The organism is Paraburkholderia aromaticivorans (genome assembly GCF_012689525.1).
Taxonomy (GTDB): Bacteria; Pseudomonadota; Gammaproteobacteria; order Burkholderiales; family Burkholderiaceae; genus Paraburkholderia; species Paraburkholderia aromaticivorans_A.
Genome location: NZ_CP051514.1, coordinates 2,091,034 through 2,106,238, shown reverse-complemented (window position 1 = coordinate 2,106,238; position 15,205 = coordinate 2,091,034). Strand labels below are relative to the sequence as shown.

Annotated in this window: 12 protein-coding genes and 1 pseudogene; 1 reads left to right on the top strand and 12 read right to left on the bottom strand. The window is 58.4% G+C overall.

Annotation, left to right across the window (positions count from 1 at the left end):
* Positions 1-179: 179 nt before the first annotated feature.
* From HF916_RS09860 to HF916_RS09830, 7 genes are all read right to left on the bottom strand, one after another.
* The gene (locus HF916_RS09860; protein WP_168788687.1) at positions 180-1,943 is read right to left on the bottom strand and encodes a GMC family oxidoreductase; all 1,764 of its coding nucleotides are present in this window, start codon (positions 1,941-1,943) and stop codon (positions 180-182) included.
* A gap of 88 nt (positions 1,944-2,031) precedes the next feature.
* A complete protein-coding gene (locus HF916_RS09855) occupies positions 2,032-2,820 on the bottom strand; it encodes a gluconate 2-dehydrogenase subunit 3 family protein (RefSeq protein WP_168788686.1) in 789 nt (262 codons plus the stop codon).
* A gap of 266 nt (positions 2,821-3,086) precedes the next feature.
* Positions 3,087-3,461: a carboxylesterase family protein gene (locus tag HF916_RS52010; RefSeq protein WP_431311398.1), complete on the bottom strand. Its 375-nt coding sequence runs from the start codon at positions 3,459-3,461 to the stop codon at positions 3,087-3,089.
* Positions 3,462-3,868: 407 nt separating this feature from the next.
* Entirely contained in the window at positions 3,869-4,249 is a 381-nt protein-coding gene (locus HF916_RS09845) for a hypothetical protein (protein WP_168788684.1), read from the bottom strand.
* Between the two features lie 1,348 nt (positions 4,250-5,597).
* Positions 5,598-7,037 (bottom strand): IS1182 family transposase, encoded by a 1,440-nt coding sequence (locus HF916_RS09840; protein WP_168788683.1) that lies wholly within the window; start codon positions 7,035-7,037, stop codon positions 5,598-5,600.
* 287 nt (positions 7,038-7,324) lie between these two features.
* Complete coding sequence (locus tag HF916_RS09835; protein WP_168788682.1) at positions 7,325-7,951, bottom strand: hypothetical protein; 627 nt, start codon at positions 7,949-7,951, stop codon at positions 7,325-7,327.
* Positions 7,952-8,133: 182 nt separating this feature from the next.
* A complete protein-coding gene (locus tag HF916_RS09830) occupies positions 8,134-9,225 on the bottom strand; it encodes an IS630 family transposase (RefSeq protein WP_168788681.1) in 1,092 nt (363 codons plus the stop codon).
* A 158-nt stretch (positions 9,226-9,383) separates the two neighbouring features.
* Between HF916_RS09830 and HF916_RS09820 the strand changes: the two are divergent.
* Positions 9,384-10,208, top strand: a pseudogene (locus HF916_RS09820) (SDR family NAD(P)-dependent oxidoreductase).
* A 553-nt stretch (positions 10,209-10,761) separates the two neighbouring features.
* On the opposite strand, the gene HF916_RS09815 reads toward HF916_RS09820, so the two are convergent.
* The 5 genes from HF916_RS09815 to HF916_RS09795 all read right to left on the bottom strand — a co-directional run bounded on the left by HF916_RS09815 (position 10,762) and on the right by HF916_RS09795 (position 15,187).
* Complete coding sequence (locus HF916_RS09815; protein WP_240975214.1) at positions 10,762-11,382, bottom strand: SDR family NAD(P)-dependent oxidoreductase; 621 nt, start codon at positions 11,380-11,382, stop codon at positions 10,762-10,764.
* A gap of 21 nt (positions 11,383-11,403) precedes the next feature.
* Positions 11,404-11,784, bottom strand: coding sequence for a nuclear transport factor 2 family protein (locus HF916_RS09810; protein WP_168788679.1), 381 nt, complete (start codon positions 11,782-11,784; stop codon positions 11,404-11,406).
* Between the two features lie 159 nt (positions 11,785-11,943).
* Entirely contained in the window at positions 11,944-13,302 is a 1,359-nt protein-coding gene (locus HF916_RS09805) for an MFS transporter (protein WP_168788678.1), read from the bottom strand.
* Positions 13,303-13,516: 214 nt separating this feature from the next.
* Positions 13,517-14,626 (bottom strand): Gfo/Idh/MocA family protein, encoded by a 1,110-nt coding sequence (locus HF916_RS09800; protein WP_168788677.1) that lies wholly within the window; start codon positions 14,624-14,626, stop codon positions 13,517-13,519.
* 51 nt (positions 14,627-14,677) lie between these two features.
* A complete protein-coding gene (locus HF916_RS09795; RefSeq protein ID WP_168788676.1) occupies positions 14,678-15,187 on the bottom strand; it encodes a nuclear transport factor 2 family protein in 510 nt (169 codons plus the stop codon).
* Between the last annotated feature and the right edge of the window lie 18 nt (positions 15,188-15,205).

Below are 15,205 nucleotides of genomic sequence, written 5' to 3'. Positions count from 1 at the left end.
GGGCTCAATGGCAGGTAACGGAGTGATCCGGTCATCCAAGCCGGCTTCCCAGGGCCGTGCGCCGATGGCAGGGCTGGTACCGTCACATCACGCTGTCACTGCTGGCTCGCGCTGTACAATTCCACTACCGGTGCCGTGGCTGCACACCTTCCGCTTCTCTACACCTATGGCCGTAGTAGTCATACTGCCAATGGCCCTGGCTGCTTGAGATAGTGGCTCTTGATCGCGTCTAGCGCCCAATAAGTCAGCGCGCCGATCGTGCCGGTCGGGTTGTACCCCCCGTTTTGCGGAAAGGCGCTCGCGCCAATCACGAATATGTTCGGCACGTCCCAGCACTGCAGGTACCTGTTGACCGCACTCGTCGTCGGGTTGGTGCCCATGATTGCCCCGCCCGTGTTGTGCGTGCTCTGGTACGGGACGATACTGTACTTGCCGGTGCGGCGATTCACATTCATCTTCGCCGAACCGATCGCGTTGCCGATCTGCTCGCATTTGCTGGTGAGGAAATCCGACATCCTGTACTCGTTCTCATGGAAATCGAAGGTCATGCGCAGTAGTGGCAGGCCGAAAGCGTCGCGGTAGACCGGATCGAGGTCGAGGTAGTTGCCGCGATAGCTTTGCACCGCGCCGTTCGAGCGGATGCCAATCGAACGGTTGTAATAGTGCGCCACGGCGTGCTTCCAGCCGGAGCCCCAGGGTGGCGTGCCACCCGGCACCGGGTGATATTCGATCGGGCGGGCGCCGCTCGAATCGCAAGTGATAAAGCCACCGCCGATGAATCCGAGGCCCGAGTGGTCAAAGTTGTCGCCGTTGAAATCGTCGATCGTACGCCCGAGCGCACCAGCGCCCATAAACTGGTTGAACACCTTGTCCTCGAAGAACATCGTCACCGAACTGTTGCACTGGTAGGCGTAGTTTCTGCCGACCACACCGCGGTTGCTCGCCGGATCGTAGGGCTTACCGATGCCCGAGAGCAGCATGAGGCGCACGTTGCTGAAGACGTACGAGGTTAGCAACACGATGTCGGCCGGCTGCTCGAACTCGCGCCCGCGCGAATCGATATAAGTGACGCTCACGGCACGCTTGTTCTCAAGATCGAGATTCACGCGGATGACGTTGGCGAATGTGCGTAGCTCGTAGTTTTCATTCGCCAGCAACACCGGCAGTACCATCGTCTGGGGGCTGGCCTTGGCGCCCATCTCGCAGCCAAAGCGTTCGCAGTAGCCGCAATACACGCAAACTCCCATCGTCGCCCCGTACGGGTTCGTATACGGGCGCGTCAGGTTTGCGGAGGGCGTCGGAAATGGATGGTAGCCGAGCGACTGAGCCGCCGTCGTGAATAGCGATCCCGCGTAGCTTTCCCTGGATGGCGGATTGGGATACTCACGCGAGCGCGGCCCCTCGAACGGGTTGCCGCCCGCCTGGATCCGGCCCTGCAGGTTGCCTGCCTTGCCGCAGATGCCGCAAATCTGCTCAAAGCGGTCGAAGTGCGGCTCAAGTTCATCGTAGGTCACGCCCCAGTCCTGGCTTGTGCAATCGGCCGCAAGCGCGTCCTTGCCATAGCGCGCGATCGTGCGACTTCGCGTCTCGAAGTCCCAGGGCAGAAAGCGCCACGTCAATCCGCTCCAGTGAACCGCCGCGCCTCCGACGCCCTCGCCGGGCAGGAACGAGCCCAACTGTCGCATCGGCAACGCGGCTTCGCTCGCGGCGTTGCGGAAAGTGAGCGTTTCGCGTGCGAGGTTCTGCATCAACTCGTGACGCAGGCCGTATTTCAACTCGTCGTGCGTGTTCGGCACTTCGAAGTCTGGATGCGTGTCGCGATAGCCGCCGCGCTCCAGCCCGACGACTTTCAGTCCCGCATCGGCAAGCTCCTTCGCCACGATCGAGCCGACGAGCCCGACGCCGACGGTGACGACATCCACCGGTTTCAGCCTGGTTGCCATTTGGTGTCCCTTCTTGTCATCCCTTGCGAAGCGAAGCATCTGCTTTATCGGAAACCAGATGCTTCGGACTCTTCCGGTGAGGTCACCGTCAATCGTTCTCGCTCAGCAGCACGTGCACCGGATGGCCGTGTTCGTCCACGCGCGCCAGGCCTTGCTGGACGTCGGCGATCGAAACCGGTACTGCGCGATAGGCCTGGTTGTGCTTCTCGATGAACTCCGTGTACACCGCGGCGACGCCGGGGAATCCGACCAGCTTCCAGCCAATCTTGTCGCGGTTACCACCGTACATCGGATCGGCGAAGAAACCCTGCTGAGTGTTCGCCCACAACATGCCGAAGAACAATCGCGCGGGCACGAGTTCCAGCGAGATCTTTCCCTCCTGAAGATCTCGCAACACTTCGTCCTGCTGCGCGGCGACGAGCGCGTCAAACGCGTTGCCGTACTTCGCGCTGCAATAGCGCTGGATCTCTGCAATCGCTGTCCGGTAAACCTCTCGCGGCGTCAGCAGCGATTGGTCACCCTGCGTCGGCGTACCCTCGGGCCACGGCCCCAGCCTGTAGGTGCGCGCGTGCGCACCCCACGCGCCGTCAAGTTGCTGGTCGATGAAATAGGCGACTCCAGCTTCCTTTGCACCGGGTCCGAGATCGTCGGCAGGAATCAGGCAGCTCACCGCGCCTTCGACGAAGGTCGCCTCCGTCTGCGTGAAATAGCTGTACGCCTGCAACACGGTCGCAGGTTGCGCGCCGTGTTTTTCCCGCGCGCCATGCTCCGGATGTTGGGAACGGGCGTCCGCTGCGACACCGGTGACCGGCAGGCCGACCGCGGTCAATGCGGTAACGGATTTGAGAAAGCGACGGCGACCAGGTGACCGTTCCATACATCCTCCCTGGAATGACAGGTTGAACAACCGGGAGAAAAACTCCCACGAGCCGACACGGATACGCGAGAAGGTGACCCACCGCTTCAAGTCTGCTTGTCAACTACAAAAACTTGCTTCGGCCCCTTGAGCGGGTTCTCAATCTGTTCATACACGGCCGATACGTCACCAGAGCGCACGATAAGCGAGACTCTATTGCGGAAAGAGCCCCGCCCAAAAGACGCAGCAGTAGTTCGAGGCGAAGTTGAAATTCGGGTCCCAGGAAATCAGGCGCCAGCGATTGGAATGCGTCCAGACCCGTTACGTAGCCAAACTGGGCCAAGTTCTGTCAGAGCACCTCCATGGATCCATACCATGACGGCGTGCCCACGAGGACCGGTCGGCGCTTGCTTTTCGTCGCCGGTCTGCGATCGACTGTTATCCCTGCCATCGGCAACGTAGACATTCCGGAACAAGCAATCTTCGCTGATGCTGGGTGCGCCAACGACCTCGGCAGTCTGCGCGCAATGACTGCCGAATTTCGTAACATCGAGAACGCCGGTCCAGGGTACGTGAGGTCGGGGAGGCGTCCAGCGCAGATCTCCCACTGGAGGAGCGGCATAGGGAATACCTAAATACTTGACTACGCCCTGCTTTGCCATACCGCGGACCAGGCCTTGCTCGGTTACAACGAGGGGTGTCGCGGCCGCTGTGTTCAGTAAGGCCGCGCAGCCTGCCAGGAGTCCCATAACGAGAAATCGACCTGCCACCACGTTGCTGAATACCTGTCTTGTGCCAGCCATGATCAGATTCCTCCCAACCGCCAATTTCACGAACCTTCACTTGAGTGCACGTCCGCCGCGACGCGAGTGGCCGGCCGCGCCCATCAGCTTCGGCCACTCGGCGTGATTCGCAGCCAACTCCTCGGGGGAAAGGAGCGCGCGCCTGGCAGCGACGCACGAAGTCGAGAAACATGTCTCATTTTTTTGACATGACTCTCCAGTGGCGAATACAGCAGTGCCCTTGCCACTGCGCAGAAGGGCACACGTGCATCGTCGCGCCTACGTCATTACTTCAGGTTGACGACATAGACGACAACTTCGGCTTTCCCGACGTTCCTGAGCTTGAATGGGTCGGATGGCTCAAAGTATTTCACTTCACCTGTTTTCCACTCGATGGTTTCCTTCTTGCCGCCGGCATAAATGCGGATGAGCGTACCGCCTTTTAGTGCGCGCGCGACCCGATAGCCACGCGAAGCATTTTCCAGTTCGGCGCCGGGCACGAACCGATTCTCGACAACTTTCACTTTGTCGTTATCTAACAGCACCTTCTGTTCTGCTTTTGGAGCCGCCACCGCGGCATCCTGCGCCATTGCCCGATTAAGGTCCGCGCCCACTAGCATCAGTGCGGGAAGCAGAAGTCCGAGGGAGAGTCTGGCTAATTTGTTCATCAGTTACCTTCCTTTCGAGTGCTGTGGGACATGGCCGAACACGACTCCTGTGTCGACCGGGCTAAAGCCTCGCCCTGAAGGGCAGACGCATATCGACGAGCGGACGCGCCCACATCAATTTCGGCCCCCTCTTCTCCGGGCATGAGCGTTAGCGATTGCTCACAACAGCGACGAATTAAGCGAGAGGCTTTCTCACGCAATAAAAGGATGGAAGAACCTTTAGTATCCCAATTTTTTCATCCACGGCGAACCAGTCAGTCCGGGACAACCGTATGGCAATGAAGTGACAGATGACATTCAAATACCTTTCTAGCATAATAATTTCGATGCCCTTTCAATGGCGCATTAACGTTGTGACCTGCTCCAGACAAAAAATGTGCAAACTGGGCCAAACCAGGTCGCCTTCCAGTTCCTGTCCATCAGGGGGCGATACCGGCCCGTGGTGCGAGGCAAGCGGTCTCCATGCCGGGCAGGCACCGCACGCCAAAGCTAAACCTCATCGCCTGGCCCGGTGGTTATTCTTCGACCAGAGACGGGTTGGCCTGTCAGTGAAGCACCAGGCTGGTTTGTCTTTGAGTGCTGCCGCAACCTGTCGATATATTTCTGATTAACCACTTACCGACAGCATTTCCAAAGACGCTTGTTAGCGGAATGTTGTCAAAATAACTATAGGGGCCGCAGAGCAGCCATGCAAGGACAGCGTTATGTGGCTGGGCCCGCGCCGCAGTAGTCCTCCAGCACCTGCCCGCTTTGTTTTTGGAAGTGAGCGCACGTCTCGGGGACGCGACTCGCGTCGGTCAGGAACCAATCGCACCAATGAAGCGCATCCTGGTCTCTTTGAAGGTTATCAAGCCAGGCACATCTTCACGGAGTAGAGATGCGTTTCAGTAAATGAAGGGGTCCGGGGAGCAATGGAACAGGGAAGTCAGTTAAGTCCGGTGAACTCGCCTGACGTAGAGTTCGGGGGGCAACGACCTGTAGAGGCCGCGCTATGTACCTTCTGGCTGAAGAGCGAGAGTTCGTTACACGGTTGGACGGGAGATCGAAAACAGCTCGGCTAGATCTGCGACTTTCAGCGATATATGGCGGGGAAATTCGAGCGCGATGTGACGCCGATAACGAGTGTGCTGTGGGCGGCTTCGACGCGATGATCGAAGGGCAGTTTACGACCCAGGTCGTGTAAAAACGCGCCGCGGACGCATGGACAATTTCACGCAATCAATGACAGGCCGTCAACGGCTTATTGAGCCCGTCTGACGGTTATCGGTTATTTTGATCTCTGTGCGAGGTAACGAGACGCCCAGCGCTGTAATGCGCGCCAACGCGGCCGGTTGATGCAGGCCGGTCCTCAGGCACGCATCTTTTGCAACATCGCCCCAGTGCCGAAGATCGCCACAACGCGTCTGAGGTTGTATGCGAGTACATGAAGGCTCATCTCGGTGCTGACATGTTCGCGTGTTTTCATCAGGAAGTGCGCCGCGCCCATCCAGAACTTCAGCGTACCAAACGGATGCTCGACGGTCTGACGGCGTATGCGCATCATGTCCGGCCTCTGGTCGAGCCGGTGCTGCATCGCATCGATGACGGCCTCATGTTCCCAGCGCTTTATCCGGCGAGCCTGTTTGCCTGATGTGCATTGTTTCCTGATGGTGCAGTTAGTACAGGCTGAGCTCGAATAGCAATGCAGCGTCATGCCATGTTCGATGTTTGTGAAACGCCAGTTGAGCCGCTGCTGGGCGGGGCAAAGATACTCGTCGTCCTCGGCAATGCAGATAAAATCCTGCTTGCCGAAGTAGCCGTCAGCGATCTTGCCCGAAGTCAGCGGTTTAGGAACGAAGGCCGTAATGCCCGCCTCGTGGCATTGCAGGACTTCCTCGCTCTTGAAGTAGCCCCGGTCGGCAACAACGGTTAGATCTTTGATACCGGTAGCCACCCGTGCCTGCTCGGCCATGTTCGTCAACTGGCTGCGATCGTTACCAACGTTGGTGACCTCGTGCGCCACGATCAGATGATGCGTGTCATCAACCGCCGTCTGAACGTTGTAGCCGACCATCCCCGTTCCCCGACCGCTGGTAGCCATTGAACGCGCATCTGGATCAGTCAGCGAGACCTGTCCATCTGGCGACTCGTGCAATCGCTGCTCCATCGCCTTGAGGTCCTGCATCTGCTGCCTGAGCTTGCTGATCTTGTCGCTGATGCGACGTGTCTTCGCCTCGGCAACATCGGATTGAGTCCGGTCTGCCGTCTCCATCACGGAGAGATATCGCGCGATGCTCTCATCGATCTGCTGCAGGCGCGCCTTGACCTTCCCGCTTGTAAAGTTCCGATCACGATTATTGACCGCTTTGAACTTGCTACCGTCGATGGCCACTATCGACTTTGAGAAGAGGTCCAGGTTACGGCATAGCACGATGAATTGACTGCAGACTTTGCGGATCGCCTTGCCGTTGTTACGGCGGAAGTCGGCGATGGTCTTGAAGTCAGGCGAAACGCGCCCTGTTAGCCACATAAGCTCAATGTTGCGCTGGGTCTCACGCTCCAGACGCCGACTCGATTGAATGCGATTCAGATAGCCATAGATATAAATCTTGAGCAGCACGGATGGATGGTACGAGGGTCGCCCCGTTGCTGCGGGATCGGTTCCGTCAAAGCCGAGATCACGAAGATCAAGCTCATCGACAAAGACGTCGACTACGCGCACCGGATTGTCGTCGGACACATAGTCCTTGAGATACTCAGGCAGCAGGACAGCCTGCTTACGGTCTTCGCCTTCAACGAATCGTTTCATGTACCCATCCGACCTGAACGCGTTGTTTCAGTTTAGGCGATGGGCGTGCGTTTTCACACAAGCTGGACCCTTTGCGGCCGATCAGGCTCACGCAGTCCCGACCGCCCGCTTTCGAATGTTCAACGGCGCCCCCAGCGCACATCTGGCCGGCCTAGTGCCCGGCCATTGCGGTCCTCTGCCCCTCAATCGCACGGGTAAATAACGCCACGGGATGTCCGAGTCAGAAAGTCGACCCGCTCGCCATCGACGGCGGCGCTCGGCCTCAGAGTGATCCATTTGCTCATACACTAAGCCAACTGTCGGAGGCTTTTTTCCACGGAGTGCATGAATTGATATACTTGGGAGGCGTTACTCAGCCTTTGTTTCTTCTCCGAGGTGGCTGCTAAGGCTGTAAATCCGAGCGCCTTTATGAACTCGCCGTAAAATTTTGGTGTCCACGGAGCTGCATCTATCTGGAGCAATTTCGACGTCGGATCGAGTATTTTTCCCCAGAAGCCCGCTTTTTCTGCAAGCAATTGGCGAACGTACTCCCGATAGTCGGGGATTAGCTTCGTCTCAATCGTCGATTGCGCGAAGCGTCTTATCTCGTCCATCTGCTCACCGCCCTTCAGTTTAGATTCTAGTCCCTCTGTCAATTTCTGAAGATGCATGCTGAAGCCCTCACGGGTATCCTTGACCTTCTCGCGAACCTGGAGGATTTGGTCCGGATGAGCCAGGGAAATTCGGGGTAAGAGATAGGTGAAAACACTTTCGGCTTCGCAGGCTTTCAGTACTTCTCGTGCCGGGTGCTTCGAAGTTGCGAGGAAAATTTGCGGATGTTTGATATCGGTGCGGCTTAGATGCAAGACAACGTCCTGCCGAAGCACCAACCGCCCGTCGGGCAATAAGATCCCGCTTCCAGTCAAACCGATCAAGCTCCCGAATAGAGAACACGTGTAAGAATTCCAGACGTCTTCCGTTGGGCCGGGAAGGCGAGAGATTACGCCTTCCTCGAAAAGGGCTGCGTTAGTTCGTTCCCATTCGATTATGTCTTCGCCTAAAACTCGCTTTGACGACCCCACGGTATACTCAACGCGGTCTTGTTTAATGCGCCCGTCTAGTGTTCCGTTCCGCTGATTCGCGAACAAAGTCTGTGTAGTTTTTCGAGGATGGAATCAGCGGAAGCAGTCCACATGAATGGCTTGCAGTTTTCGTTGTAGTGGGAAACGAACTGATCGATACGCTTGATCAGTTGTTTGACCGAGCCAAACGAGCCCCTGCGGATGGCCTTGTCGGTGATCAGCGCAAAGAAGCGTTCGACCTGGTTAAGCCACGAACTGTAGGTAGGAATGAAATGCATGTGCCAGCGGGGCTTTGCTGCGAGCCACGCCTTGACTTTGGGATGCTTGTGACTGCCATAGTTGTCCACGATGCAGTGCACGTCGAGTTCAGCCGGTACGGCCTTGTCGATTTCGCGCAGAAACGACAGGAACTCCTGATGCCGATGACGCGGCTTGCAGGTCGCGAGCACTGCGCCGTTGAGTACGTTCAGGGCGGCGAACAGCGTGGTGGTGCCATGACGAACGTAGTCGTGGGTAACGCCTTCGACGTAGCCGAAACCCATCGGCAGCATGGGTTGCGTGCGTTCGAGCGCCTGACACTGGCTCTTCTCGTCCACGCACAGGACCAATGCATTCTCGGGCGGGCTCAGGTACAGGCCAACCACGTCGCGCAGTTTCTCGATGAAGAATTGATCGGTCGAGAGCTTGAAGCTTTCGCTGCGATGCGGTTGCAGGCCCAGCAGCTTGAAGTACCGGTGCACACTCGTGGGCGAGATAGCCGTTTCGGCGGCGATCGTGCGCACGCTCCAGTGCGTGGAGCCATCCGCTGGCTTGGTGTGCAGGGTCTTGTGAATCAGCTGCGCCAGCCGCTCATCGTCAATCGTGCGCGGCTTGCCGGGACGTACTTCGTCATACAGCCCGTTGATGCGATGCTCCAGGAACCGCAGACGCCACTTGCCCACCGTGGCACGCGTGAGCTGAAGACGCTGGGCAATGGCGCTGTTGGGTTCCCCGACAGCAGCAGCCAGCACGATGCGCGCACGCGTCACCAGCGCCGCCGAAATCGAGCGCGAACGCGCTATCGAAGTCAGTTGCGAGTGCTCATCTTCACTCAACACCAGTTCGGCCTTCGGTCGTCCCATGGGCATGCTGGCATCTCCCGTTCCGTTGATACCAGCATGCTACGTGAACATAGATTAGTTAACAACAGAACGGCACACTAGGCACACTTCGAAAAAATGACCGTCGACCAAACCGCACTCGAGCATTTTGTGAACCGTATGCTCGGTCGAATGAGGATATTCACGTGACCGACACCACCCAAAAAGACGTTCCGGACTACCTGTCCTTGTTACGACTCGACGGGCGCGGTTTTGTGGTGCTTGGTGCGGGGCAGGGCATCGGCGAGCAGACCGTTCACGCACTGGCACAGGCCGGTGCTCGCGTGCTCTGCGTCGACCGTGACGAGACGCTTGCGCGAAATATTGCAGATGTCGTGGACGGGATACCGTGCGTGGCGGATGCAACATCTCGCGCAGACATGCAGCGTGTGTTCGACACGGCGCGCTAGTACTTCGGGCGCATCCATGGCGTCGTCGATATCATCGGTGTCGCGGGCCTGAAGCCACTCTCCGCCGTCGACGACGCGTCGTGGGACCAGCAACTCGATATCGTCGTCCGTCATGCCTACCTCGCGATTCAGATTGGCGGCGAAATGATGAAAGCCGATGGCGGAGGTACGTTTGCGTTTGTCGGCTCGCTCGCCGGCGATCTCGCCGTGCCGAACGAGGTTGCGTACGCTGCCGCGAAGGCCGCATTGCATCACCTCGTGCGCAGTGCGGGTGCCGAGTATGCGCCCCACAATGTGCGCATCAATGCCGTGGCGCCGGGTTTCGTCCGCACGCCGAGGCTGAATCAGCGCCAGGACGAAGCGACCTGGACGAGAATCGGCAACGCGATTCCAATCGGACGAGCTGCCATGCCGGCCGAAATCGCGGCCCCCCTGATGTTCCTTGCGTCCGACCTGAGCGCCCATATTGCCGGCGAGATCCTTGCTGTCGATGGCGGCCTTGGCGTCGTGGCCGCCATTCCGCCGGTTACGTTTGCTCCCTCAGCAACCCCCACTCCCTGAAAGCCGCGATGTCTTCTTCTCAAAATCACATGCGGAAATGGGCCGAAGCGGGTGTCCCGACAACGTGCGTGCGCTACCTCAGCATGCCACATAAGTTTTCCAGTAAACTCGGTCAAGTCGACGCGGCGACGTTGGCTTCGCAGCAGAAAGCCGACACGTTGCGCAACACGGTACAAGCGGCATAGCGATGAATGTGCGACCCCTTCAGCACGCCACTGTGCGGAGGCGCCGCGCCTCTCAGTTCGGGGTAATCGTCCTTTTCGTAAAATCTGGCGGTTTGTTTCCAAAAAACCATTGCCGATCAACGATTTGCGCATCCTGGGGTAATCGTCCTTTTCGTGCTTGTATGGACCCGGCGCGTTTTGCAAGCTTCCTGTTCGTCATCCCTGACCACGCCAACGTGTTTCCCGTGTTGCGTGCGCTTCCCTTGCGTACATGCTGTCGCCACTACCCCGGCGCAGCGACTGGGCGTCCTGCCTGCTCGTTCACCCAACCGTATCAGCCTTCCCCGATATGGCAGTCAGGTCGGCCTGCGCATCGTCCTTTTCGAGGCTTACTCAGCGTTCATTCGCGTTACGGCCTGCCCACTCGAGCTGTCACCGTGTCTCGTGACACGCTTCACCAAAGGCTTCGACCGCTTCGTTACCTCCACGATTGCTCCGGTTGCTTCCGGCTGGACCAGTTGCCGGTGGGGCTTACACCCACTGGGAAAGCGCCGCCTTTGCACGGCGCACGCCAAGAGCGGACGATGTGTTGACGATGGCGCCCCCGCCAGTTCGCAGCATTGCGCGTATCTCGTGTTTATGAAGAAAAATACGCTGTCGTAGTTGACGCTTTGAATGCGGCGCCACTGCGCAGCGGTCAAGTCGTGCAGCAAGGCGTTCGTTTGGGCGAGACCTGCGTTGTTGAACGCGCCGTCGAGCCGTCCGAAATTGTCTACCGCTGCCGCCACGAGCGCTTCGACCTGCGCTTCATCGGCAACATCGGTTGCTACGAAAATCGCCTCGCCGTCCTGTTGCCGATTTGCCGGTACGGTGTCCTCACCCTGCGCCACGCCAATGTCAGCCACCACTACGCGCGCTCTTGCCGCAGCGCAGGCAATGGCTGCCGCCCGCCCGTTGCCCGAACCACCGCCCGTGACGATGATCGTATTGCCTTCAAATGCCCGGTTCATGCGCTTTTGCCCCCTTCGCAATTAATGCGGGAACAGCGGCGTAACGTCGATGTAGATACGGTAGTCGTCGATTTGCCTGCTGCGCACCCGCCAGATCGTCACGGCTGGCAGTGTCAATGTCGATCCGTCCTTGCGCGTGTAGGTCACTTCGAGCCGCGAGACAATGACGTCTTCGAATGCCCAGACATCAAGCAGATGGTGCTCGATTCCCGCAATCAATGCCATGAACTTCTTCGAAGACTCGGCAACATTAGCGCGTCCGATGACAGGCTCGCTGTTGCCATAAACAAACGTGCAGTTCTCCGTCAAGAAGCGAGCTAACCGCTGCTCGTCGGTCGAATCAACCGCCTCGTACACTTCTGAAGCGTATTCGAATGCTGCTGTGGGCGCCTCAGTGGACATCTCGAGTTTCCTCCTCAAATGGTGAATGGGTACGACGTTGTAGATAACTTGGAGCACCACTTGCGCGGTTCCCGCTCTGTACGGGCCTTACGGCGACGGAGAGAGAATGCCGCGTACACGTCGGCCGCATCGTCAGCGATAGCAAGGACGACCGGCCAGTTAATGACTCAGCGATCCGACTCCGCCCTGCACCGTTCTGACGACGTGTGGCGGCGCAAGCTGCTTGACTAGCAAAGCGACAAAAGCGAGGGCTCCGGCAACGGCGATCGTCGTAAAGACACCCACAAACGTGAAATGCCAACGTACGAGTTCGGCTACGAGAAACGAGCCGGCGATGCCGCCAAAGCGCCCCATGCCGAGCATCCACGCGACGCCTGTGCCACGCCCTTCAGTCGGATAGAAGGTGGCCGAAAGCGCATTCATCGAGGCCTGTGCAGTGTTCATCAGCACGCCGGACACGAGTACGATTGGCACGAGCAGGCCTACATTTCCCGCCGTCGCTCCAATATAAAAGAGGCTGATCGCGGCGAGCGCGTAGCACGCGGCAATCACGAGATTTGCATTGAACCGATCCATCAGCACGCCGCACAGCACCGCGCCAATACCACCAAGCGAGAACAGTGCAGAAATTAACATCGCGCTCTTCAGGCTCAGCCCGGCATCCTTCAGCAAAATCGGCATCCAGTTGAATAACGCGTAGATAATCAGGAGTCCCATGAAGGCCGCGATCCATAGCATCAATGAACCGACGATGTATGAACGCGACAGCACGAGACCGAGTCCGTTGCCGCCCGTTCCCGGCGCGCTCTCGGTCAGTACGAAGCCGCGGGCGTTGATTGCTTCATCAGAGATGCGCGCCAGAATGGCACGAACGCGCTCTACCGGCTTGCCATTTGACACCATGAAGCGTACTGATTCCGGTATCTTGAGCAACAGCAGGACCCCGTGAAGGATCGGTGCGATCCCGCCAAGCATCAGAACACTTCGCCAGCCAGCATGGGGAACCAGCCATGCCGCAAGCAATCCGCCCAACGCCGCGCCGAGCGGGAATCCGCAGCACATCAAGCTGGTCACGGTTGCGCGGCGTCGGGTTGAACAAAACTCGTCCATCATTGTCACCGCGTTGGCCATCGCTGCGCCGAGGCCGATGCCCGTCATGAAGCGCAGCACAGTCAGTTGACCGATGTTCGTTGAGAACGCGGAAACGACACAGGCAACACCGAAGAGGAACACGGACCCGACCATCAGGGAGCGTCGTCCAACACGGTCGGACAAAGGGCCAGGCACGAGCGCACCGAGTGCGAGGCCGAACAGTGCGGCACTCAGGACGGGTGCGAGATCGGGCTTTGCCAGATGCCACTCAGTCAATAACGACGATGCGATAAATCCGATTGCCCCAGTGTCGAAACCGTCGAGCAGGACAATCACGAAGCACATGAAAAAAATGAGTCGTTGAAAGCGGCCGAACGGGTACTCATTGATGAACTCCTGGACGTCGACGACCGAAGCACGCTTCATCGTTTTTTCTCCTCGACCGGAGTTAGCGCACTCGCGCCTTCTGCGGTCTCACGCAAGATACTTGCTGCCAATCATGGAGGGCGCATTTGACCGCCTGAATCACGCCGATTGACGCTCGGCACCGACGCGCGAAACCTGCGCCGCGTGCCCAAAAAGCGGCACGTAACGCACGTGTCGGATGGAACCGTCTCCGAAGATGCGACCAATGCACTGATCAGCCGACTCGCACTCGTCGACCAGTCTGATCAGACTGTTCAATTGCGGACAAAACTTTGTGAAGTCCGAGCGCGTCATCGAAATTCGGCGCCGTGTGGGTTCCGAGGCGTAGATCGTCAGCCATCAAGCGATATATCCCCGCGACGTTTCGGGCTGCCAGAGCGTCTTCAAGACCGAAGTAATACGACTGCGGTATCTCGAGTTCGGTGTAGCCGTCCTGGCCTTTACGACCCGCTTCCACGCGCAACGGCGAAATGTTCACCACCGGGGCCTGTTCGACCGCCGCGGTGATGCGCAGATCCCCTTCGGTTCCATTGATCTCCCATAGCAGCCGGGTGCCGCGCGGCAAACCGCCGCGAAGCTGCAAAGACAGAGGCGCGCCAGATTGAAGCACTGCGTTGAGCATCACATGATCGGGCGTTTTCATTGGAATGCTCTCGCCCGTTTCGACGACGCTCACGGTTTGCCGACGCTGCGACAATACGGCATCGATCTCGCGAATAGGCCCGAGCACACTTTGCACCGCCGAAATAGCGTGTCCACCAATCACTGAAAGCAGCGTCGCGCCGTTTCTGGAATCCATGGCGTAGGTGTCGCCGCGTGGTATCTGGCCGCCCCAGCTGACCCCGGCGCTGATATACGTCGACGACAAGACGTCTCCGACATACCCCTGCGCAATGAGCTCGCGAATGAATCTAACTTCAGGTGACGCAATCGCCTGAGTTCCAATAACGGCCGGCACCTTTGCTTTTTTCGCAAGTTGAGCGAGTTCGGTCGCTTCAGCAAGTCCATTTCCGAGCGGCCATTCACAATAGACCGCTTTGCCTGCCTCGAGTGCCGCCGCGACAACTTCCTTATGATAGGGGACCTTTACCGTCACAACCACGACGTCAATGTCGGGAGACGCGACAAGTTCCGCCACGTTCCCGAAGGCGCGGGGAATGTCAAAGGCGGTGGCGGCGACCTGCGCGCTCGCCAAACTGGTGTTGGCCACACCGGCAAGCTCGAACACATCAGGCAAGGCACGCAGGGCCGGAATATGGGCGGTTGTCGCCCAGCCGCGCTCAGCGCTCAAACCGACGATACCCACACGAAAACGTTTTTCCATTGCATCCTCGAAAACCAATGAGTGACTTCCATCCCGACCATCAGGAACCGCTTACACCAGCCCGTACCTATATGACGGATCATCCTTATCGCGCCGCCCGACGTTCGCGTTCTCCAACGGTGCCGACTCGCCTGAGACCGGGTCCGCGCGCTGTGAATCGAGTACGACAACCCGGTCCGCAATGCGCCACTCCCCACTACGCCGCTCCATCCGGTCCACGTATCGCACGTTCACCACCCAATCCGATGCCATCGTGCCTTCGACGGGTTTTGTCCGGTGTATTGCCTGCGCGTAGTGCTCCGCGTAAGCCACGTCGCCATCCACCTGCACGTATTGATTGCCAGTGAAGTGCTGCGTGCACTCAAAGTTCGGCAGCAATTCCGCAGCCCACTCAATGAAGCCTTCGACGCCACCGTTATAGGCCCCGTGACGATCGATCGCGTCCGGGTGGTAGCACGAGCGCACCAGGTCCCAATCCATCCGGTCGATACCCCGGCAGTAGCGGATATGGACGCGCTTGATTTCCGCCTCGTCCAGAAACTGTTGAAGCCTCGTATCCACGTTATGTCTCCTGTTTTG